This window comes from Marinicellulosiphila megalodicopiae (genome assembly GCF_045862395.1).
GTDB classification, from domain to species: Bacteria; Pseudomonadota; Gammaproteobacteria; order Pseudomonadales; family Natronospirillaceae; genus Marinicellulosiphila; species Marinicellulosiphila megalodicopiae.
Window position 1 is genome coordinate 937,210 of the sequence record NZ_AP023087.1, and the last position, 24,475, is coordinate 961,684.

General features: G+C 34.1%; 14 protein-coding genes. 9 read left to right on the plus strand and 5 right to left on the minus strand.

Annotated elements, in window-relative coordinates; genetic code table 11:
* Nucleotides 1-549: 549 nt before the first annotated feature.
* Nucleotides 550-2,175, plus strand: a complete 1,626-nt coding sequence (locus tag TYM08_RS03920; RefSeq protein WP_422381667.1) for a hypothetical protein — start codon at nt 550-552, stop codon at nt 2,173-2,175.
* Between the two features lie 131 nt (nt 2,176-2,306).
* Here the strand turns inward: TYM08_RS03920 and TYM08_RS03925 are convergent, their stop codons facing one another.
* Entirely contained in the window at nt 2,307-3,263 is a 957-nt protein-coding gene (locus TYM08_RS03925) for an IS5 family transposase (protein WP_422379240.1), read from the minus strand.
* Between the two features lie 27 nt (nt 3,264-3,290).
* Here TYM08_RS03925 and TYM08_RS03930 point away from each other — a divergent pair, with 27 nt between their 5' ends.
* The 3 genes from TYM08_RS03930 to TYM08_RS03940 are packed head-to-tail and all read left to right on the plus strand — an operon-like array spanning nt 3,291 to nt 9,213.
* Nucleotides 3,291-4,361, plus strand: coding sequence for a leucine-rich repeat domain-containing protein (locus TYM08_RS03930; protein ID WP_422381668.1), 1,071 nt, complete (start codon nt 3,291-3,293; stop codon nt 4,359-4,361).
* 53 nt (nt 4,362-4,414) lie between these two features.
* The gene (locus tag TYM08_RS03935) at nt 4,415-7,126 is read left to right on the plus strand and encodes a leucine-rich repeat domain-containing protein (RefSeq protein WP_422381669.1); all 2,712 of its coding nucleotides are present in this window, start codon (nt 4,415-4,417) and stop codon (nt 7,124-7,126) included.
* A gap of 56 nt (nt 7,127-7,182) precedes the next feature.
* Nucleotides 7,183-9,213, plus strand: coding sequence for a formylglycine-generating enzyme family protein (locus TYM08_RS03940; protein WP_422381670.1), 2,031 nt, complete (start codon nt 7,183-7,185; stop codon nt 9,211-9,213).
* A gap of 63 nt (nt 9,214-9,276) precedes the next feature.
* Here TYM08_RS03940 and TYM08_RS03945 read toward each other — a convergent pair whose 3' ends face one another.
* On the minus strand, nt 9,277-10,359 hold the full coding sequence (locus tag TYM08_RS03945; RefSeq protein ID WP_422381671.1) for a helix-turn-helix transcriptional regulator: 1,083 nt from the start codon (nt 10,357-10,359) through the stop codon (nt 9,277-9,279).
* Nucleotides 10,360-10,505: 146 nt separating this feature from the next.
* On the opposite strand from TYM08_RS03945, the gene TYM08_RS03950 reads away from it, so the two are divergent.
* The 4 genes from TYM08_RS03950 to TYM08_RS03965 all read left to right on the plus strand — a co-directional run bounded on the left by TYM08_RS03950 (nt 10,506) and on the right by TYM08_RS03965 (nt 18,100).
* On the plus strand, nt 10,506-11,612 hold the full coding sequence (locus TYM08_RS03950; RefSeq protein WP_422381672.1) for a helix-turn-helix transcriptional regulator: 1,107 nt from the start codon (nt 10,506-10,508) through the stop codon (nt 11,610-11,612).
* A gap of 397 nt (nt 11,613-12,009) precedes the next feature.
* Nucleotides 12,010-15,933 carry an extracellular solute-binding protein gene (locus TYM08_RS03955; protein WP_422381673.1) on the plus strand — a complete coding sequence of 1,308 codons (3,924 nt, stop codon included), beginning with the start codon at nt 12,010-12,012 and terminating at the stop codon, nt 15,931-15,933.
* Nucleotides 15,934-16,090: 157 nt separating this feature from the next.
* The gene (locus tag TYM08_RS03960; RefSeq protein ID WP_422381674.1) at nt 16,091-16,531 is read left to right on the plus strand and encodes a hypothetical protein; all 441 of its coding nucleotides are present in this window, start codon (nt 16,091-16,093) and stop codon (nt 16,529-16,531) included.
* Between the two features lie 423 nt (nt 16,532-16,954).
* On the plus strand, nt 16,955-18,100 hold the full coding sequence (locus TYM08_RS03965) for a helix-turn-helix transcriptional regulator (RefSeq protein ID WP_422381675.1): 1,146 nt from the start codon (nt 16,955-16,957) through the stop codon (nt 18,098-18,100).
* 486 nt (nt 18,101-18,586) lie between these two features.
* Here the strand turns inward: TYM08_RS03965 and TYM08_RS03970 are convergent, their stop codons facing one another.
* Nucleotides 18,587-20,341, minus strand: coding sequence for an ABC transporter ATP-binding protein (locus TYM08_RS03970; protein ID WP_422381676.1), 1,755 nt, complete (start codon nt 20,339-20,341; stop codon nt 18,587-18,589).
* Entirely contained in the window at nt 20,338-22,146 is a 1,809-nt protein-coding gene (locus tag TYM08_RS03975; protein ID WP_422381677.1) for an ABC transporter ATP-binding protein, read from the minus strand. The genes TYM08_RS03970 and TYM08_RS03975 overlap by 4 nt, the downstream gene beginning before the upstream one ends.
* Before the next feature lie 794 nt (nt 22,147-22,940).
* Between TYM08_RS03975 and TYM08_RS03980 the strand changes: the two genes are divergently transcribed.
* Nucleotides 22,941-23,705, plus strand: coding sequence for a carbon-nitrogen hydrolase family protein (locus tag TYM08_RS03980; protein ID WP_422381678.1), 765 nt, complete (start codon nt 22,941-22,943; stop codon nt 23,703-23,705).
* 279 nt (nt 23,706-23,984) lie between these two features.
* On the opposite strand, the gene TYM08_RS03985 is transcribed toward TYM08_RS03980, so the two are convergent.
* On the minus strand, nt 23,985-24,443 hold the full coding sequence (locus tag TYM08_RS03985) for a DUF1456 family protein (protein ID WP_422381679.1): 459 nt from the start codon (nt 24,441-24,443) through the stop codon (nt 23,985-23,987).
* Nucleotides 24,444-24,475: the final 32 nt, after the last annotated feature.

Consider the following 24,475-nt stretch of genomic DNA (forward strand, 5'->3'; position numbering starts at 1 on the left):
GCCTCAAATAACTTAGGTAAAAAATAAGTCTAAACCGCGTTGGATCTGCAAATATTACTGCGCAATTTTTGGAAGACGTTTTTTAGGCTGTCATTTACGGCAACAAGATTTGGATAGTTTTGTTTGCCTAAAGCAAAGCCTACAATTTAAAAGTGGGTGTTATTTGTTGCTTATTTTTTGCATTTTTGCCTTATTTGTTGTCCACAGATTCAACAAAATGAAAACACATATATGTCATTGATTGTTAGAGATTACTCGAACACTGCAATGTGTGCTCAAAAAAATAACCGAAAATACAGGGCGTGAATATATAAAGCGCATATATTACAAAACAGGTTGTAAGAATTTATTTGAATTAATGAATTTAATTTGTTCTTTGCCACTGTCGCAGACTAAATAATTTTATATTTTATACCCCTAATATTGGGACTTTCATTTTGTTGCTTAATTCTTTATTGTACGGAGCAAATTACTTTATAACTCCTGCACAATATTCTAACTCTGTTCAATTTGGTTCAATATTATATTCGTTTATTAAAATGAGAAATTATGAAAAACAAACTAAGATCATCCCTGATATTTCTTTGTGTATTAGTGGGAATACTCTCTGCTTGCAAGGATAATCCTGTTCAAACACAACAAATATCTTTCGATAGCCAATTCAGTGCTTTAATATCAAGGCTAAGTATTGAGCGTGCATTAACGTTAGATACGTTATTTAAAGGTACAATGACTGTCACGAATTTAGATCGTGATATTGAAGTACAATACCCATGGTCACTGTACTTACAAAGCGACAATACTGCCACTTCAAATGAAACCATCACATTAGCACCAGGTAATTATCAATTTGATTTAGTGCTGACAAAAGGCAACCAAACCTATATTGGAATTTCTACACAAACGATTGAGGCCGAGGGTAATTACTCAAATATTCCTTTGGTGATTAAACCAGTATTAGGTGAAGTCACAACAAACGCTCAAATAGAAAATCAATTAGCGGCATTTAAATTTAATTTTCCTGGAGAAGAGTTAAGTGAAGTGAATGCAACAAGTTTAAATATTACGATAGATGACATTCTAACCGCTTCTTTAAATTTAACTGATGGATTGTTTTTAAATGATGCAAGCGTGTGGCACATACTTAATGCACAACCTCAAACTATTCATTTAGAACTATATAGTGGTAACAAAATAATCGGACATTCAGTATTGGCGCAAGAATTACAAAATGTGCAATACGGACAAAATATCACAATGGATATCATTCCATTGTCTGCCAATGTGTCGTTTGAGATGGACGAAACTACAAACACAGCAACATTTGAATTTACACTGCCTCAAGAAGTATTAGATGAAGTGGGGGGGGCAGAAAATCTCCAAACCCGATTACAAATTTCCGGAGACAATAACCAAGATATAATTTTGGATGGCGCTGAAATTACATTCAATGAATTTCAATATGGCGAAGCAAATATAGTTTTAACGTATAGCGATATTCTAACAGGTGATGTGATCGGCTCATGTATCGTTGCAGATTTAACATTAGATAATCAATCAAGCACGAATGTGTGTCAGCTGACATTAACGCGTCGATCTGAAATATCAGGGTCATTATTAGCTGACGTAGTGCTAAATGTATACGCAAATGATGGACAGCCAGCAACCAATGCGTCTGTTTATGTTGATGGGGAATTTGTTGGGCTGACAGGGGCTCACCTAACAACTGGTGCATTGCAATTATATTTAAGTGCAGGTGAACATGTTGTCTATATAGAAGATCAGACGCACTTTAGTGAAAGTACAATCAATACAGAAGCATTATCAGTTAATAATCTATTTATTACGTTGGATGAATCGTTAGAAGTGTTACCTACTTTTAATTTTACTGATGTGAATTTAGAGAATTGCATCTTGGAATCGTTAGGATTAAATGCGGGTGATGTACCTACGACTGAACAGATGTTGTCAATTAAAAATTTAAATTGTCCTGACAGGGATATAATGAGTTTATCAGGTTTGAAAAATTGGAATCACTTGAATCAGATATATTTACCAAATAATAAAATCAGTGATATTAATGAGTTGGATAGTTTAACGAATGTCAGCAGATTGTATCTACAATCAAATGAAATTATTGATATTGATCCAATATCTAAGGAATCTCTGATTTAGAATCCTAAAGACTCAATAAAAAAAATCTTACAATTTTTTTCTAAAAAACACCCTGAAATTGCGAAAAAACTCGCATACTTCCTAGAATTTGACTGGTTTGCCAAATTCTAGGCACAACTCGCCTAGTTCATTTATAAATTCCTCATCATATAAATATTGGCTAACGTAAATAACATCGTCAGCTGTGCCGCATTTTTTGCCAGCCCTTTGTATTTCACTTTTCGAAATCCAAACTGACACTTTACGATTCTAAAAATATGCTCCACCTTCGCTCTTAATTGCGCCTTTATTTTTTCCGTGGCTTTTTTGTCATTGTAAATTGTGCCCGTCCCGTGTTTTTTTACTAATGAACTTGGTCGCTCTGCGATCAGCCATTGGGCTGAAACATCTTTATTTTCTTCACGCTGATCCGCACCTAAATACCCGCTGTCACCACCTATTAATTTTTCTTCACCGTGCAATAAATTATGCGCTTCGGTCACATCATGATGATTAGCCGATGTAAATGTCATGCTGTGCGCCACGCCTGTGTGCATGTCGACACCCACGTGCGCTTTCATTCCAAAATAATATTGATTCGCTTTTTTGCAGGAATGCATTTCTGGATCGCGTGCTTTCGATTTGTTTTTGGTTGAAGGTGATGCGTGAATAATTGTGGCGTCCATCAGTGTCCCTTCTTTTAATAATACACCTTGATCAACCATAATTTGGTTCATGGCTTGTTGCATTTTTTCTTGTAATTTATGCTTCTCAAGCAAATGCCTAAATTTTAAGATGGTCGTTTCATCAGGAATTTTATGTGTTAATTCTAATCGAGCAAATTGTCGCATAGATGCAATTTCATAAAGTGCATCCTCCATTGATGGATCACTCATCGTATACCAGTTTTGCATTAAATGAACACGAAGCATCGTTTCAAGCGGGTAAGGCTGACGACCTTTTTTATGCATTTTTGGATAAAATGGCTCGATGATAGGCAGAAAAACGCCCCAAGGAACAAGTTCTTCCATTTGATTAAGGAATTTTTCTTTTCGAGTTTGTTTTCGTTTTAAATGGGATTCTGCGTCTGTAAAGCTGAGTTGTTTCATGTGATATATAGGTTTTATTTAAAATTAATGGACACTCATATTTTAGCATTATTTAAACAGAGTTTCCCTAAATTACTAAAATTAGTTGTACTTAATTTAGATATAAATAATATATCCGATATAAATTCATTATCAAATTTAATTAATTTAGAAAAATTAAGTTTAGAGCAGAATAAAATTTTAAATGTTGATTCATTGTCTCAGTTAATTAAAATTTATAATTTAGGGATAGGCTTTAATGAAATACAAAATATTGATCCACTAATTAATTTAAAAGATATAATAAATTTTAGAGCATCAGATAATAAAATTTCAGATATTTCAATATTACGCAATATGAATAATCTAACAAGTGTTACTATGTCAGATAATGAAATTGTTGATGTATCACCGTTAGAGAATTTGAATAAATTAACTTATATTCAGATGCAGGGTAATAATATTGTGGATATCTTACCCTTATCAAATTTAAGGAATTTGACAACATTGTGGCTATTTGTTAATGAAATTCAAGATATTAGTATGTTGTCAGGTGACGTGTTAAATAAAATTACTACGTTAAATATTGGTGAAAATGAAATTTCAAATATTGACGTCTTAAGTACTTTTACAAATGTTAAAAATTTAACAATAAGTGGGAATCCAATAGTGAGTTTGCAACCAATCAGTAATTTGACTTCTATAACTTATTTAAATGTTGGAAGTAATGTTTTAATAGAAAGTTTAGATCCAATTGCTGGGTTAGTAAATTTAACGAATTTAAATTTAGCCATCACACGCAGTAGTGACTTGACAATTTTATATAATTTTCCTGAGCTCACTAGTTTAATGCTTTGGGCAAATGGAATATCGGATATTACACCCATTGCATCATTATCTAAGCTGGATTATTTATTTTTAAATAACAATTATGTGGAAGATTTAACACCATTAAGCGAGTTAACTCAATTAACTAGATTGTATCTTGCAAATAATAAAATAACGGATGTTTCGCCTCTAAGCACACTAACAAATTTAACCAAGTTACAGTTGAACGGGAATTTAATTACAGATTGTACACCTGTTGATTTCTTTGAGAATAGTGGTTGTGGCGAATAAATAGTTATTATCAATATCTAACAAAATAATAATTTTTTTAAAAAGAGAATAAAATGAACATAAAACAATTACTAAGCTTAACCACATTTTCGCTGGTCGCCGTTTTTTTTAATGCATGCGGTGATGAAAAAAATCAAACATCAAACACAACATCTGTTTCTTTTGATGGTAAGTTCAGCTCGATAATTTCTAAAGTAAGCGTTGGGCGTGCATTAACAGTGGATACATTGTTTAAAGGCACGATGACAGTCACTAATTTAGATGACGAGTCGTTTACTGCCTATCCTTGGTCTGTGTATGTTGGAGATGATTTTTCTACTACGTCAAATGAAACCATTGCATTGACTCCAGGCAATTATCAATTTGATTTAGTGTTGAATAAAAACAATCAAACCTACATTGGCATCGCTTTGCATACTATTGAAGATGCGGGCGTGTATGGCAATGTGCCTATGACAATCAAACCGGTTATAGGAAATGCATCAACACAAACTGAAATTGAAGCAAGACTGGCTGCATTTAAGTTTAACTTTCCAGCAGATGAGTTAACAGCAGTGGGTGCAACGAGTTTAAATATTACAATCGACGGCACAACGACCACCACGTTAACTTTGTCACAAGGTGAATTTTTAAATGACAGTTCAGTTTGGCATGTGTTAGATGCACAAGCACAAAATATTCATTTAGAATTATATAATGGCAATCAAATAATAGGACATTCAGTTTTATCGCAAGAATTACAAACGGTGCAATATGGTCAAAATATCACAATGGATATCATTCCATTGTCTGCCAATGTGGCGTTTGAAATGGACGAAACTACAAATACAGCTACATTTGAATTTACACTGCCTCAAGAAGTATTAGACGAAGTGGGGGGGGCAGAAAATCTCCAAACCCGTTTACAAATTTCCGGAGACAATAACCAAGATATAATTTTGGATGGCTCTGAAATTGCATTCAATGAATTTCAATATGGCGAAGCAAATATAGTTTTAACGTATAGCGATATTCAAACAGGCGATGTAATCGGCTCATGTATCATTGCAGATTTAACATTAGATAATCAAACAAGCACAAATGTGTGTCAGCTGACATTAACGCGTCGATCTGAAATATCAGGATCATTATTAGCTGACGTAGTGCTGAATGTGTACGCAAATGATGGACAGCCAGCAACCAATGCGTCTGTTTATGTTGATGGGGAATTTGTTGGGCTGACAGGGGCTCACTTAACAACTGGTGCATTGCAATTATATTTAAGCGCAGGTGAACATGTTGTCTATATAGAAGGTCAGACGCACTTTAATGAAAGTACAATTATTACAGAAGCATTATCAGTGAATAATCTATTTATTACATTGGATGAATCGTTAGTTGTGTTGCCTACTTTTAATTTTACTGATGTGAATTTAGAAAATTGTATTTTGGAGTCGTTAGGATTAAATGCGGGTGATGTACCTACGACTGAACAGATGTTGTCAATGAATAGTATTTCATGTGTATCAAAAAACATAACCAGTTTGTCAGGACTTGAAGATTGGGTGCATGTTAAAAGATTGGTATTACGAAATAATAAAATTGAATCATTATCTCCACTTTCTAATATGATGAAATTAAATTGGTTATGGGTTGGTGGAAATAATATATCTAATATTAGTGATTTACCTAATTATCCGGAATTGATGGGGCTCCAATTAAATGATAATGAATTAATTGATATTACAGCGTTAGCTAGACAAACTTCTGTGCAAAGTTTGAGCTTAAATAAAAATGAAATTATGGATGTTTCGCCTATTTCTGAATTAATAAACTTAACTTATCTTGATATATCATATAATAATGTTACAGATTTATTGCCACTTGATAAATTGGTTAATATCACAAATTTAAATATATCTAGTAATAATATATCAGATATTAATACACTTTCTAATTTGATAAAAATTACAAATTTTAGTGCAAATGAAAATTCGATTGTTGATATTTCAGTGTTTTCATTTATGATGAATCTCCAAAATATTGTTATGTTGAATAATGATGTAATCGATCTTGCACCGCTAACAAATTTAAAATATCTTTCTTATTTGCATATGCAAGGTAATAATATTGTGGATGTGTCTTCATTGGCAGGATTGAGCAATTTGACAACACTATGGTTACTTTCAAATGACATAGAAGATATTAGTATGTTATCGGGAGCGTTTTTAAATAAACTAATAGTATTAAATTTAGGTGCTAATAATATTTCTAATATTAATTCATTAAGTTCTTTCACGAGCGTAAAGAATTTAATTATAGGTGGAAATCCAATTGTGAGTTTACAGCCAATCAGTAATTTAATTTCGTTAACATCGTTAGATGTAAGTAGTAATGTTGTATTGGAAAGTTTGGATCCAATTGCAGGATTAGTAAATTTAACAAATTTAAATATAGCTATCACTCATACAGATGATCTAACAATTTTATATAATTTTCCGGAACTGACTAGTTTGGTTATGTTGGCAATTGGCGCGTCAGATATTACCCCTGTCACATCGTTAGTTAAGCTGAAATATTTGAATTTAAATAATAATTATGTTGAAGATTTGACGCCATTGAGTAATTTAACTCAACTGACTCAATTGTATTTATCAAATAATAAAATAACGGATGTTTCGCCTCTAAGCACACTAACAAATTTAACCAAGTTACAGTTGAACGGGAATATAATTACAGATTGTACACCTGTTGATTTCTTTGAGAATAGTGGTTGTGGCGAATAAATAGTTATTATCAATATCTAACAAAATAATAAATTTTATAAAATGAGAATAGAAAAATGAATATAAAACAAATATTAACATGGTCAGCAATATCACTAACTGCTTTTGCATTTACCGGCTGTAGTGACGAAGACCCACAATCAGTTGAAACAACAACGGTTGCTTTTGACAGCAAGTTCAGTTCAATAATTGAAAAAGTAAGCGTTGAGCGTGCATTAACAGTGGATACATTGTTTAAAGGCACGATGACAGTTACTAATTTAGATGATGAGTCATTCGTTGACTATCCTTGGTCTGTGTATGTTGAAGATGATTTTACTACGACATCAAATGAAACCATTTCATTGGCTCCAGGTAATTATCAATTTGATTTAGTGTTGAATAAAAACAAGCAAACCTACATTGGTATCGCTTTGCAAACTATTGAAGATGCGGGTGTGTATGGTAATGTGCCTATGACAATCAAACCGGTTATAGGAAATGCAGCAACACAAACTGAAATTGAAGCAAGACTGGCTGCATTTAAGTTTAACTTTCCAGCAGATGAGTTAACAGCAGTGGGTGCAACGAGTTTAAATATTACAATCGACGGCACAACGACCACCACGTTAACTTTGTCACAAGGTGAATTTTTAAATGACAGTTCAGTTTGGCATGTGTTAGATGCACAAGCACAAAATATTCATTTAGAATTATATAATGGCAATCAAATAATAGGACATTCAGTATTAGCGCAAGAATTACAAAATGTGCAATACGGACAAAATATCACAATGGATATCATTCCATTGTCTGCAAAAATTTCATTGGAAGTAAATGCACAAACTAATGTGGCGAATTTCAACTTTAATGTACCTCAAGAAATAATTGACGAAGTAGGCAGTGCTGATAACTTACAAACACGCGTGCAAATTGCAGGCGGTCAAAATAGTGTAGATCGTTTGATTTTAATTTCGCATAACGGTGAAGGCAATATGGCCGACTATTTAGTTTCTTATAATGACGACGTGAATATCGTGATTACTTATAGTGATTTAGCCACGCAAGAACGCATTGGTACGTGTACAGTTGAAAATATTGTATTCAACAATCAAGATCAAATATTTAGTTGTGACATTACTTTAACAAAACGTGCTGAAATTACAGGATCGTTATTGTCTGATTATGCCATTAACGTTTACAACGAAGACGGTCAACCAGCAACCAGTGCGTCGGTTTTTGTTGATGGACAATTGGTCGGTATTACAGGCAGCGATGTAAATTTCACAACGGGTTTTGTTGCAACGTATTTATCCGGCGGTGATCATGTGATTCGTATTGAGAGTCAAACGCACTTTCATGAATCGACAATTACTGTTACTCCACTGTCTGTTAATACGCTTTTCATCACTCTTGATCAACTGTTAATAGACTTGAATATGGTTTTGATTCCAGCAGGTTCATTTCAAATGGGTTCAGCAAATAGTCATCCTAATCAAACACCTGTACATAGCGTAGATGTTCCAAGTTTTAATTTAATGCAAACTGCCGTTACTTGGGATATGTACCAACCGTGTATTGATGACAGTGTGTGCGCCCAGCCAGCTGATGAAGGTTTTGGTCAAGGTGAGCGACCTGTTATTAATGTGTCATGGGAAGATGCGCAAATTTATATTGATTGGTTAAATACAAGACATTCAACAACCTACCGTTTACCAAGTGAGTCTCAAAGAGAATACGCGACTCGAGCAGGTTCAATCACAAACTATACTTGGGGTGACAGCATTGATTGTAGCCAAGCAGATTACTGGAGTGAAAACTGTAATGCCCTTGGCACAAGTATTGTTAAATCGTATTTACCCAACGCATTTAGTTTGTTTGACATGCACGGAAATGTTTGGGAATGGGTACAAGATTGTTCAAATGAAAACTATGTCGGTGCACCTACAGATGGCAGTGCTTGGGAGACTGGAGATTGTTCAAACAGAATGTTAAAAGGCGGTTCGTGGGCAAGTGATCCAACGTCTTTATATTCGTCAGCACGATCGTCGAATGCGTCTAGTTTACGATTCTTAAATATTGGATTTCGTTTAGCGCAGGATATTTAAGTTTTGATTGAATGAGTATCTGATGGTTTCGAATTTAGAAAATCATCAGGTATTCATTGATTATTAATTACTTGGCAAGCTACACAATAAATTCATCAATGATATTTGATTATTACATTTCGTTTTTTTATAAATCTCTTTAATATTCCCTCTAACAGTGTGTTCTGACACATCCCTAATCTTCGAAATTTCCTTTGGTATTAAACCCTTCATCAAATGAATGCAGGTTTCACTTTCTTTTTTGGTTAATGAAAATAAATTATTTAAAATAGCCGGGTTTAATGTTTTCTGGAATGTTGAGTCAATGGCATACACTAATGCCCCGCTGAAACTCAATTCGTCATCAACGTGTAATAGCGGTGTACAGGCAAGCCGGATCCCTTCAATGCAAATCATCTTGGACGAAAAACCATAATCTTGAATGTTAGATAAAGCCAAAACATTATTGATTTCTTGTTGTAATAACTTAGTTTTATCAGGGGACGACAATTGAAGTGTTTTGTTGGTGATATCAATATATTTGTTTTCACTAATCAACACCTGCATCGCCTGATTGTGAGCCCACAGTTCACCGTGTTCTGTAAACACCGCAATGGGTAATCGAAACATTTCAACTAATGCTCTTGATCGTTCACGATCTTGTGTGCGTTCTTGTTTTTTTAAGGCTTGTTTTAACGTTGAGGTAATAAATGGAATAAAAAAATTCAATTCAACCGAATCATTGATTGGATCAAAACTGGGTTGATTGATATTTCTCTCAATCGACATCAAAAATAGATGTGCATCGTCTTCATACATATTTGCGCAAGCGATGTCTTTTAATAGAGGAGGTTGATTGTTATTAAAATACAACGATGTTGGGTTATGTGTTTGTGAAGATAATGTTTCATTTAAAAAATAGAATTGATGCTTAGGTTGACTAAGAATGGTTTGCACAAAATCATCTTGGTGAATATAACTGTGTAGATCATTCAAATGTGCTCGATTATCTATCGTGTTGCTACCTGATACATGAAACAGAATATTTAAACTAGATTTTTTAATAATCATTATGTGAAGCATCTGTAAATTAAAATGCGACACAAACGCATCTATAAAAGCTGTCCACCCTTGGGTTTGATTGTCCGATTGTATGAGTTTACTCACAATCTGACTTATTTTAGGGTTGATTAAATTCAAGAGCATCTCTTATAAATTACGTGAGTGAAAATCAGTTTATTATCAAGGTATGTAACCATCACTAAATATGGTATTTTTAAGTATATATCAAAAAAGAATGAGTTTACGATTAAATGACGACATCAATTTATAACCAAAATACGGGCCATCTCATTACCAGTTTAATGAATGTTAATGAACATAAAAATGGATGGAAGGTATTTTTAACTGAATATGTTGAATACTTCAATATACGAGCCGCCAATTTAATGGTGTTAGAAAAAGCCACATTCATCCCGAAGTTTCATGAAGAGGGCGGGGTGATAACAAGTGATGCCGATGCCAAAGATTATATTGATAATTATTTATATCGTGATCCAATGATTGCAAAAATGATGAGTAATCCTGGTGATAAATTTTGGTTTTTACATGATTTATGCACCGTCGAAGAATTTTGGCAAACGCCTCTTTATTTAGAGTGGGACATCAAACAAGACATTCGTGATGGTGCGGCAGTAAATATATTTGAAGAGCAGGGCAATGTTTGTATTTTATTAATTACCCGAAGTCACAGCCAACCTTTGTTTGAACGAGAAAAAGACGCTCAGATATTTGACTTTTTTACGCCCATTATTAGAAATGCCATATTCAACTCAATCGAATTACAAAAAAATGTGAACGACCAGGTCAGATCAAAATCCATGGTAGAGTTATTTAGAATGCCAGTGGCAGTTTATACTGAATTTGGTGATTTGTGGGCAGTGAATAAATCCATGACACATTTAATTGAAAGCAACCAACAACTGCAATTGATTGATAACACATTGAATTTAATAGATACCGACAAAAATAATGAATTTCGTCGAGGGGTTTTTGATGTATTACACGGTTATGAAGATACCATTAAAGTCACACAATATGGTGAATTGACCTTAGTTTGCATCTCTTTAGAAACAGAAAATACAGAAAGTACTTTTCAAGGAGTAATGGTGTATGTGTTGAATCAAACACTGAATCAAGTCATGAATCCAAAACTGTTACAAGACTTGTTTTTACTCACCCCAAAAGAAAGCGATACCTGTTTAGAATTATTAAAAGGCCTAGTACCCAAACAAATCGCAGCACAAAGAGAAGTGGCAGAATCAACGGTGAGAGAAAATATTAAAAACATCTACAAAAAAACGCAATGTAAAAATCAAATATCTTTGATTAATTTATTGAGTAGTATTCCAGTAGTGTAAATGTTTATACCCCTAATATTTGATACCTTACTATTCCTCCCCCATTGGTCTAATAAAATAATGGGGCAAACGGAATATAGCCACAATTCAATAATGTGTGACCTCAATACTTTAAAATAAAATTCAACTGGCTCCACCATTTATTCGAAAATTCTGATGATCAAAATTGTGAATTTTTGGGTAATAATAATTTTGATTTGTATATATTCAATTAACTTTGCTTATTATTTTTCAGATATTTCTGTCAGAACTATTTCACACGTAAAGTTTGGTCAATTTTAAGTCATTTCATTCAAATGTTTTCATTTAAATCAAAATACCCCCAATCTTAGGACTTATGAGTTTTTAAAGACACTGCTAAAGTATGATTTCAATAAAAGATAATGCCGAGACAAATATGAATAAATTAAATTCGATCATAAAACCAGTACTATTCAGTGCTGCAGTTTTATTGGCGGGCTGTGGTAGTGATAAAGAAAAAGACGATAATGGCGATATGGATACAACCGGTGAGGATTTAAACACAGGGCAAACGGTAAGTCTGACAGGCGTGGTTGCAGACGGTTATTTACAAGGTGCTAAAGCCTGTTTAGATATGAATTTAAGTGGCCGTTGTGATGATGGCGAACCGTTTGCAATTACTGGTGCTGGCGGCGATTTTGATTTGGATGTGGCGATTGGAAATGAAGATAAATTTCCTGTTGTAGTTGAAGTACCTATAGGTGCAATTGATAGCGACTACGGTGAAGTGACGCAGGGTTATACCTTATCGGCACCTGCTGGAAAAGTGGCATTTATTAGTCCTATGACTACGTTGATTCAAGCGTATATGACTATTAATCCTGGCACTTCAGCAGAAGATGCTGAAGACGTTTTAATGTTTGCAATGGGATTGTCGACTTCAGATGTTTCGTTGTTTGCTAATTACATGGTAGAAAAAGATACGAATGAAGAATACGCAACAATGCATGTGGTCGCGCAAGTTGTCGCAGCAGAAATTTCAGACAATATGAAATCTGTAGATGACGGCGTTGCAAGTGGTGCAATTGATTCTGCATCGATTCAAGACAAACAAGCACAGGTAATGACGGTTATTGCTTCTAAGGTTTCAGATCAATTAACCGCGATTGTTAGTGAAGTTGAAACGGCTAAAGCCAATTTGGCGGAAGGTGAAACCCTTAATGTAAAAACAATTAATGAAAATATAGACACGCAAGTCGTGGTTGAAGAAATTGTTTCGGATATTGAAAAAGTTGACACACTCGCCAATGCAAATTTAACCATTGACGTGTATGACAGCTTTAATACTTACTTTGAAATTAATAATGATGATATTTTTGAAAGCAAAGGAATAAAAGCCACAATTAGAGCAAATGATTGGGGTGGGCACCATAACGCATTAGATAAAAATTTAACGACAGGTAGAGGTGCCAGTGATTTAATTTTAATCGATTCAGGCAATATTGCTGAATATATTGAATCCGATTTGATCATTGATTTGACAGATAGCTTTGTTGATCTCAAATCAACCCTATCAGCAGCGGCAGTAACACAAGGAATCGATTCAAAAGGCCAGCAGAAATTTATCCCAATCGATATGGGGCCAACAGTAGCATTTTATCGTAAAGATTATATGCAAGATTTGGATTTTGACCCAGTTGAAGTAATGGCAACTTGGGATTCATTTGTTGAGTATGGACGTTACTTAAAAGAAAACGTCACCACTACTTATATGACAGCCAAATTAGATGAAAATGGTGATTCAACGTTTGATGAAAATGGGGATATGATCATGGAAGAAATCACGCGACCTGTTTATTTAATTTCAAATACCGAGGCATTAACAAGAGCAATAATTTATGGCAATTTAATTGAAGGTGAGGGTTTTTTTACAGATGTTAATGGTGAATATGATTTGGAATCGACACGTATAACAAAAGCCTTTGAATTGACCAAACTCTTAGTGGATGAGGGGTTGGCAGCACAAACAGGATTGTGGAATGATGCCTGGTATGATGGATTTAATAATGGGACGTTTGCAATTGAAATTCAAGGAAGTTGGTTAAAAGGAACACTAGAATCTTGGATTGCCCCAGACACTTCAGGATTATGGCGCGTTTCAGAATTACCAGAGCAAACTTACTCCTATTCAGGCGGGACATTCGTAGCGATACCTTCACAATCTAAAAATAAAGAAGCGGCATGGTCAATGATTGAATACATGATTGATGCCTCTACTCAATTAGATGCTTATAAGAATTGGAATATGCTTCCTTCAAATACCTCAGTTTATGAGGATGAATATTTTGATGAAGCAATTGAATTTTTAGACGGACAAGCAGCAAGAAAGATATATGCATCAAGTATTTTAAATCGCCCAGTTGTAGAAAATTCTGAATTTGATAGGGATGCATCGAGCATTGTTTTTGGACGAGATATATTTGTTGATTTATATGAATCTGATAAAACAGTGTCTGAAATTTTAAATTATTCAAATAAATTATTAAACTGTGAGTTAGAATTGACTGAGGTTTGCCCAATTAAAATAGGTGGTGAATTAATTGATTCAGGTTTTAACGAACCAAGTTCTCCAGGTAATGTACAGTTCAAATTAGTCATAAACAATACATCAGATATTGTTATGGATATTGAAGGGTTTAATGGATTAACCATCATGTTATTAAATGAAAATTTTGAATTAATACAAACAGATATTTCAAACCGAACGCATTTAGATAGTTTGTTAGAAGGTACTTATTACATAGAAGTAACTACAATAAGTCCTCATGATTCTGGTGAATTTACGTTGATAGTTGATTCACAAAATGAAGATGATTTTGGATTGACACATCATCAAGATATTTCAATGAATAATATTGTTGCATCGGTTGAAGCTATTTGGGAACAAGAAGAAACCTATGATAATGCCTATGCTATTTTAGAGCTAAATATTTTAAAAACTTCAAATATGCAATTAAATTTTTATTCACAAACCGGTGGACAATTTATTTTATATGATGGCGATCATAATGAAATTTTAAGAAGTGATGTTTATTATGATATTGCTGATTATAATTTATTAGATGATATAGATGTTGGTACCTATTATATCGAAGTGATAAATTATAATGATTACAGTGATGGTTATAAAATTGACATATATTCTGATGTTGAAAATAGCGTGACACTTTCAGCACCCAAGCATTCAGATGTAAACAACCAAGCGCCTTTATTTATTATTAATTGTACGTCAACGGAATTAATTGTGACTTGTAATCAAAATGCAGAAGATCCTGAAAGTGATAGTTTAAGTTTTATATGGACAATTGATGGAAATCAAATGGACGGTGAATATGTTGAATATTTATATTCTGAATATGGCGAAAAAACCATAACGTTATTAGTTTCTGATGGATATAACCTTGTTGAAAAAGATTTTACATTTACGTTAGTCCAAGAGAACCTTTCATTAAATACAGTTTCTGAGTTTATAGGAACATGGCTGCCTGAAGGCGATAACGATAATGCATATGCAGAGTTTAATTTAGTCGTAAGTGAAGACTCCATCTTCCAAATGAAATTTATTTCACAAACCGGCGGTGAAATTATTTTATACGATCAATCAAATAATGTAATTGTTACAAGTAAAGTGTATTACAACCAGGCTGATTATCTTTATGGAGTGGAGAACATAGCGGCGGGTAATTATCGAATTGAAGTAGTGAATTACAATGATTACAGTGGAAATTTTCAAATTGAAATACTTTCAAATTTGTTGGACAACATAATGATAACTGAACCGCAATCAATTACAAATCTTGCTCCACAAGCAGAAATCAGCGCGAATGTAACATCAGGAGTAGCCACGTTAGACGTTTCGTTTGATGGTCGTAATTCTTTTGATAGTAACGGTTCCATTGAAAAATTTGAATGGTTTGTTGATGGAATTAGCATTGGAGAAGGTGGGCTGATTGATTACTCATTTACACAAGCAGGTGTTTATAATGTTTCATTAATAGTCACTGATGATCAAGGTGCAACCTCTGAAAATTCAATGGATATTACAGTAAGCGCAGCTAATAATGCACCTGTAGCTGAATTTATATGTTCAAAGGATGGATTAACTGTGACTTGTGATGGATCAGTCTCTTCCGATCAAGATGGTGATACTCTATTATTTACATGGAACGTAAATGGTGTGACATACAATACAATTAGTATTACGCATGCATTTGATCTCGAAGGTACGTATATCATTAGTTTGATGGTTTCAGATTCAACTAACGATGATGAAAAATTATATAGCATTACTGTAAATTAGATTTTAACAATATCAGAAATCCGTGGACACTAATTTTCCACGGATTTTGTTATGACCATCAAAATTTCAATTGTCTTTAACCTTTCCCTAAATTTGAGGGTAAGTGTTTAATCGCCAACTTGATACGATCCGCTTTTTATAGATAATAGTGAATGCTATGAGCCTGAAATTACTTCAATCCCGAGATATTTTAAAATTGTTAATAAGTGCATATCAAAATCCCATAGCAGTATTGGATATGAAAGGTAATTTCTGGATGCATAATATTAATATGCATAAAGAGATTGAAACCAGTCAAAATTTAACATTTCAAGATAATAAAATTCAAATATTAGATAAAAACAAAAAAATCGATAAATTAAAAAATATTGAATTAAACTTTTTTTTAAAAAATATAAATACGAATACAGAGGAAATGGGTAGAATAAAAATTAATGATGGAAAATACTTAGACATTAAGGTAGTAACCATCAATCAATTTTGCATTAATGAGTTTGACGTAATATTACTCACTTTACTTGATGAATATAAATATCCAGTAAAAGTAGAGCGGGTATTTTCAATTAAAACCGATTTACAAAATACAGTACACAATTAAAATTTTAAGCGAAAATGAATTTAGCAGGATAAATTCGCTTTTATTGAATTTTCGTAACTGCAATTTCGTTCGACGAGTTGTTGTATTGACTCGGTGTTATGAATAGCCTCAATCAATCATCACTAAAAGTTTATTTTTTAATATCAGTTGAGTTAATAAAGGGTTAAATCCAATTGAAATGCTTGTTCTAAATAAACGCAATACTTACAAGTTTTAATACATCTTCTTTACTAAATGGACTTTTTGCTTTCATATTGATTAATTTTATTTAATGTATACCCCTAATATAGGGGGGTATGTTTTTTGAAACAATACTGATATTTTGCATACCTTAATAAAGCCTATGAAAATTAGTTTCAGTTGGCTGCTTACTTATTTCAGCTAATCATGCAGCGGATAATAATAAAACATAAGGTATATGAAATGACAACACTACCCGTCCATGCTAATTCAGGAAAATTGCTTGGTTTGCTGATGCAAGCAGGCTCCAACCCTAATGGATGGAAATTATTTTTAAATGAGTTTGTAGAGGTGTTTAATTTACGTTCAATTAATTTGTTAATTGTGCATAAAGAAAAACTGATTCCAAAATTTCACGAAGAAGGCGGTGTCATTACTGAAGAACAAGCAGGAATTGACTATATTGAAAAATACATATTTCAAGATCCGTTAATGCTTAAAATGATGAGCAATCCTGAAAGTAAGTTCATATTTCTAGATGAAGAGTGCCCGTTAGATCAGTTTTGGAAAACCCCATTCTATTTAGAATGGGACAAAAAATATGACATTCAAGATGCCGCCGCAGCGCACATTTTTGAAGATGACGGATGGGTGTGCCATATCATTTTAAATCGAAGTCATTCCCAGCCTTTGTTTTCACCTAAAGACGATGGTCCAGCAATGGATTTTTTCTTGCCGTTAATAAAAATAGCCGTTCAAAATTCAATGGAATTCCAGAACAGCATAAATGACAAAGCCCGATCAAAAGCGATCGTCCATGCATTTAGAATCCCAGTAGCAGTGTTCACCGAATTTGGTGATTTATGGGCTATGAACGAAGGTATGGAATCCTTGATTTTAAATGACAAGCATTTAAGTTCAAACAACAAACAACTAATAATCAGTGATGAAATCCAAAACAAACAATTTCAACGCGCTGTTTTTGATGTGTTGTCTCAAGCAAGAGATTTAAAATACGGAAATTCATCTGATGTCGTTCGTTTAACCGATAGCGATGTCAGCTTAGCCTTTGCACCATTGTCAGCACTTACAAATGAATTAAATGAAGACAGCCAACAATTTACAGGCGGTATGGTTTACGCCATTGATTCTAAAAAACAAAAAAACATTAAATCCTCAACGTTACAAAAACTGTTTGGATTTACACCGTCAGAATCGGAAACTTGTCAGTTAATAATTTCGGGATTAACCCCTAAAAAAATTGCGGAGCAAAAAGAGTTATCTGAATATACGATACGTGAATACATAAAAAGAATTTATCAAAAAACAGGATGCAATAACCAAATTTCTTTGATGAATTTATTGTGTAGTTTGCCTGTTTTAGACTAGAGAGAAAATAATATATTTTGCAAGGATGCAAGTTTTAAGGAATTAAAAATAAATGATTGAAGTCACGTTCTTTTGTAGGCGTTATAAAAAATAGACTTCATTATTTTGCCTTTGCCTTTGCCTTTGCCTTTGTTTTAATTGAGAGTACGTCCAATCAGTGAATGGATTTGATTAAACAGTGATGTAAATGTTTAGCGCAAAAATGTGAAGGTTTTAAGTAGATGATTATACTCAAGATGCTTGTGGGCTAATCAATTCTGATTGTACACTTTATGCGTTGTTGCTTTTACGGACGGTGAAAGTATTAAATCATCAATCATCAATCATCAATCATCAATCATCAATCATCAATCATCAATCGCGTTGAATCTGAAAATATTACTGCGAAATTTTGAAGACAAGGCTTTTTAGTTTGTTTTGTGCAACAAAATCTAAATAGGTTTTGTTGGCCTCAAGCAAAACCTATAATTTTTTTCGACTCAAAAATCAGTCTAATTCCTCCTGTAACAACCCCGCATACACTCCTTGCATTTTTACAAGCTCATCATGATTACCGCGTTCAATAATTTCACCTGTTTCTAATACTAATATTTGGTCAGACTCTCGAATGGTGCTTAAGCGATGGGCGATGGCGATGACGGTGCGTTCTTGAAATACTCGCTCTAGGGCTTTTTGGATGAGGCTTTCGGTGACCGAATCGATGGAGCTGGTGGCTTCGTCTAGTAGCATTAATTGGCCGCCACTTGCCATGGCGCGTGCAAATGAGATGAGTTGTTTTTGCCCTGCGCTGAGTTGGTCGCCTGCATTGGTTAATTGGGTGTCATAGCCCGAAGGTAAACTTTGTATGAACTCATGGGCGTAGACATATTTTGCGGCCTCGATTATGCTGTTTTGATCAACTTTTGTTAAGCCAATGTTGAAGCTGACGTTTTGTTCGAACAAAAATACGTCTTGTTGCATCATGGTAAATAATTTAGCGAGTTTTAGTTTGGGTATGTGAGATAACTCTAAACCGTTGACTAAAATGCTGCCTTCGTAATTTTCATAGGTTTTGGTCAGTAAACGCATGATGGTGGATTTACCTGAACCAGTTGTGCCGACTAAGGCTAAATGCTGAGCTTTATTTAACGTAAAATTTACATTTTTTAGCACGTAAGGATCGCTACTTTTATAGCGAAACGAGACATCTTTGAATTCGATGGTTTTAAAGTGATTGAGTTGATCGCCCAGTTCTTTATCGGTGTATAACGTTTTGTCACTGTCTTCTAATGGTTCATTAAATAATTCATCTAAATGCTCAAACGCTGCAAATGAACGTTGAATGTCGGTAATTTGGCCTGTGAATTCTCGAATCGGTATGAATATTTTTTCTAGGGTATTAATAAACGCAATCACCACACCTAAGCTTACTGCGCTGCTTAATACCAAATTTGAGCCTGTCCAAATAATCAGCGCCATGGCAATAGTGGTGATGCCTGCCACGACTGAAAACAATGCCGCATCCCAACCATTGGCTTTTACCTGAGCATGTAAAAACTCATCGGTTAAGTGTTTGTACTTGTCTTCTACTTCTTTTTCGGCAGCATACAATTGCACAGTGGTAATGCCGCGAATGCATTCTTGTAAGTAGCCCGTTGATCGCGCTAACGATGAGCGTGTGGTTTGGTATAAGCCACGTAATTTTTGGCTGGCGTATTTAGTGATGTATAAAATGGGCGGAAACAAAAGCAAAATGACTGTAGCTAATTGCCAATTAATTATGTACAAAAATATAATCAATCCAAGGGTGTTGATGGTGTCTTTTACAATACCCAACACGCCTAACACAAAACTGTCGCCGATGGATTCTAAGTCACTGGTTAATCGAGATAGAGTCATGCCTGTCGGCGTGTTGTCAAAATAAGTGCGCGGTAATTTTATAATTCTAGCAATTAAAGTTTGGCGAATATCAAAAATAGAACGCTGGCCCACTAAGCGTAAACTATAACTATAAACGGCGTCGCTTATGTAGTTCATTACAAGCACGCCACTCATAAAAATAAGCATCTTTGGCAGGTTTTCTAGTTGTCCTGTCATTAATTGAGTGTCAATAACTTTAATGATCAACCATGGGAATAATAAATTTGCTGCCAAACTAAATGGCATTGAGCTCAGTCCGACAATAATATAAATTTTATATTTGGCCGCAAATTTCCAAAAAATTTTCAGGATTTGCCAATCGCTTTTTTTAATTTTATTCATGCGTCGCTCTCCTGTTCGTTCTGTTTTTCGTTTTGTTGCAGATCCCAAGTTTGTTTGTAATACGCGCAGTCTTTTAGTAATTGTAAATGTTGACCTCGCGCGATGATTTCCCCTTCTTTTAATACGAGTATTTCGTCCATGTCTTGTAATGCTGAAATTCGATGAGACACGACTATTAAACTTCTGTTGACCAGTTTATTATTTAACTCACTCATAATGGCGCGTTCGGTTTCGTAATCCACCGCAGACAACACATTGTCCAAAATCAAAATATCAGCGGGGGTGTAAAGGGCTCTGGCAATGCTCAAACGTTGTTTTTGTCCACCTGATAACATGATGCCTTTTTCACCTACGATGGTTTCTGCTTGATTTGTAAACCTGTCAACATCGCTTTTAAGTTGGGCCATTTCAATGGTTTGATCCAGGCTTAATTGTTGTTTGTCGAATGTGTTGGATGTGTTTTTTGAACCAAACGTTATGTTTTCATTGAGCGTGGCTGAAAATAAATAAGGGTCTTGCGTAATGGTGCGCACTTGTTTGTGCCAGTCGTGACGAGAGAACGTGGTGATGTCTTGTTCGCCATAAAAAATATGGCCTGTTGGTAAATCTTTTAAATGATTTAAACAATTCACTAGCGTGGTTTTGCCTGAGCCGACTGAGCCTAAAATGCCTAGTTTTTTACCTTGGGCTAATTCAAAGCTGATGTTTTTTAACGTGGGTTCAACATGTTCGCTGTTAGGGTAGCGATAAGATAAATTCTTAACGCTTAATGTTGAACGTGCAATGGCTTGTGTTTGTTGATCACTTAAACGTAATAAATTGGTGGGATCCACCTGGGCATTTAAAATGGTCATCACACTTTTTAAACTGGCCATGCCCATTTGCAAGACACTTAAAATTCGACCCAAACTCATAAACGGCATGGCAAGCATAACCGAGTAAGATAAAAATGCAGTAATTTCACCAATAGTGAGTTCACTTTTAACGATCATTGTTGCACCTAAGCCAAGAATTAAAATCTTCATCACTTCGTTGGCGTAATTTAAAATCGGTAAAATAAATACTTGAATGCGTTGAATATGTAACGTGACATCTAATAATTTTTGATTCGCTTGTGCAATTTGTTGTTGCACCCAATCGTCCATGTGTTCAGATTTTATAACATCCATCCCTGATAAAAAATGCACAAGTTGTTCACTTAAAGTTTGTAAACTGTGCATGCGTTGCGTCCACAATACGCGCATTCTCACAAAACCAAACCGATAAATAATAAAAGCGAACACAATCGGTAATAAACAATACAACGTTAAAGATGGGGAAATTTTCCACATATAAATAGGGGTTAACGACAACGCAAAAATGATATTAAATAATTGCATAAAGCCAATACCAAAAAACAAACGAATACCGGTGATGTCGTTGTTAATAATAGAGATCAATTTGCCGCTATTATTTTCACTGTGAAAACTATCGGTTAATCGGTTTAATTTAGCGAACAAATCGTTTTTTAATTGCGCTTCAACAAAACGCCCAGGATTTAGCCCAAACATTCGCGACAACGTCCGAATCACAATCATCACCAATGACGCGCCAATGATCATAAAAATACCATTAAGTAACGCAGGATGATTTTGGCTGATATCGCCCGTCAGTAAATCGATGGTAGTTTTCACCATTAAGGGAATTTCAACTTGCAGCCAGTTCACTAAAAAAATAAACACAATTGCCAAGCTATATGAAAGGCGGTTTTGCCAGAGATAGTGCCATATTAGCTGGGCTTTAGAGTGTGCGGATTCAACCAACATGACAGGTTCCGGATATTAGGTGGCACATCATTATTGGGGCGAAAGGGATAGATTTAAAGGTGATGACTATCAAAGAGCTTCCGACTTTAAAAGGATTGCTAGAATTTTTTCAAAGTTACTTAGCAGTCTTATACAAACCATGCGCTAATTGTTTGCTCACTATGGATGTTAAGTTGCTGTTTTTTATGAATTTTTTACCTTGATGATTAAAAAGTGATCAAATAGAATTAGGCTATTGTACAAGTATTCAATGGTTTTAAAAACTCGTTACAGACACAGTTATCCACATAAACTGTGGAGTAAATATTAAATTAATCCACAACCTTGTTATTCACGATTGTTTTTATCCAAAGCCGCCTTAAGAAAAGGTGATAAGCTTCACACTGACTTTTATTTTAGATAAATTGAATAAACTATTTTTGATTAAATTTGTTTAAATATTAATCAATATAATTGTGCGATTTGTAAAAACGACACTCAAATTTTAAGTTATCCCAATTCGAATAACTTGTTGTTTTATATCGTTTTTTACCCTGTTGATTAAAAACTAATCAAATGGATTGAGTCTATTATAGAAGTATTCAATGGTTTTAAAAACTTGTTACAGACACAGTTATCCACAGAAACTGTGGACAGAATATTTGACAAATGCGCAATGCTTTACGCCAGTTTAGATTGAGTGATTTTGGTGAAGGATAAGCCCGATAAATACGTCCAAACTGCTTAGGTTGAATTATGGATCTATACACCATGGACAGGTATATTAAGAAAAATCTTAAACAAATAGGAATCGTATGAAGCTATTCGCGGGGCAATTTAACCCAATTGCAGGTCAACTTGATCTTAATATTCAAAAGCACATTGAATTAATTGAGCTGGCTGTCAAACAGGGGGCGGATTTAGTGTTTTTTTCAGAGTTGTCTATCACTGGTTACCAATTAACTTTAGCCGATCAATTCGCTAGTACATTGAATGATGAGTGCTTTGATTGTTTTCAAAAATTAAGCGATGAGTGTAATGTTATTATTGGAATAGGTGTCCCGTTAAAATCCATCACTCTAATATCCAGTGCAGCTAATTTAGATGATAAAAACACAATCGGAATGATATTTTTTCAACCTAATAAACATAGGCAGTCATATTCAAAACAAATGATTCACAGTAGCGAAATGCCATTTTTTAAACAGGGTAGTGCGCAACTTTATATTCATGAACATAATGAGGTTTTAGTTCCAGGAATTTGTTATGAATCGTTGCAATCATCTCATTCAGAATGCGCAATAAAAAATGGCATGACTGTGTATTTAGCCAGTGTGGCAAAAGATGAAGAAGGTTATCAACGAGGAATTGAACATTACTCAAACTTAGCTAAATGCTCAAATGTGATTGTGTTAATGGCAAATAGTTACGGACAGTGCGAGGGGTTTGATAGTTGTGGGTTGTCTGCTGTTTGGAATAAGCAAGGGGATAGAGTTGCGCAATTAGGCAATGCTGATGATGGATTGGTAGGGATTGATACAGTCAGTTGTGAAAATTTTGTTATAAAGGTGAAAAGGTAGAGATAAAATAGTAAAGATGGTTATTCAGCTTATATGAAAATTTGCACCAAACTGTGTTAAAAAAAGGATTATAGATTCAGGTAAATTCATTTTTTGTTGTTCAGTAAAAAATGGTTATTCTTGTTAGTAGTTACATAGATTATTAAAAAATTCGAATAATTAAGGGAAATAATTATTTTTGTCAGTAATTTAAGTTTTGAAGTTTTGTGCGATAGGTTTTTATAATAAAACGTTATAATTTATTTTAGAATAACGTTTTATTTTTCTTAAATTTAATATTTATTTTGCAAATGTATTTTTTAATCCACGTAAAAATGCAGACAATACATCATCAGAGCAAGGCTTAAAGTGTTTGTGTTGGTTATTTCTAAAAAACGCACTTAACTCGTATTTAGTAAGTGTCACTTCCGCTGATTTAAATATTTCTATTGTGTCTTCTGCTTTTAACTCTAATGCGATTTTTATTTTATTTAAAATGGCATTGTTGCTTAATTGCGTTTCCATTTCAGGCTGCGCACCTTCTTTTTTTCCACGTTTTTCAATGATGAATCCATTTAAAAAGTGCGCAAGTTCTAAATCAGTCATTTGTGCGTAACCGTCTTCACTATTTTGCTTAAACAAATTAGCAAATTGTTCATCATTTAAATTTAATTGGGTATGGGCAAAGATTGCTTTAGTTTGAGTGTCGTCTAGGTCATAGGTTTTTCTTAATCGACGAACGATGTCATTATTAATCATAGGATTCTCGAATAGTTAAATTTGGTTGTTTA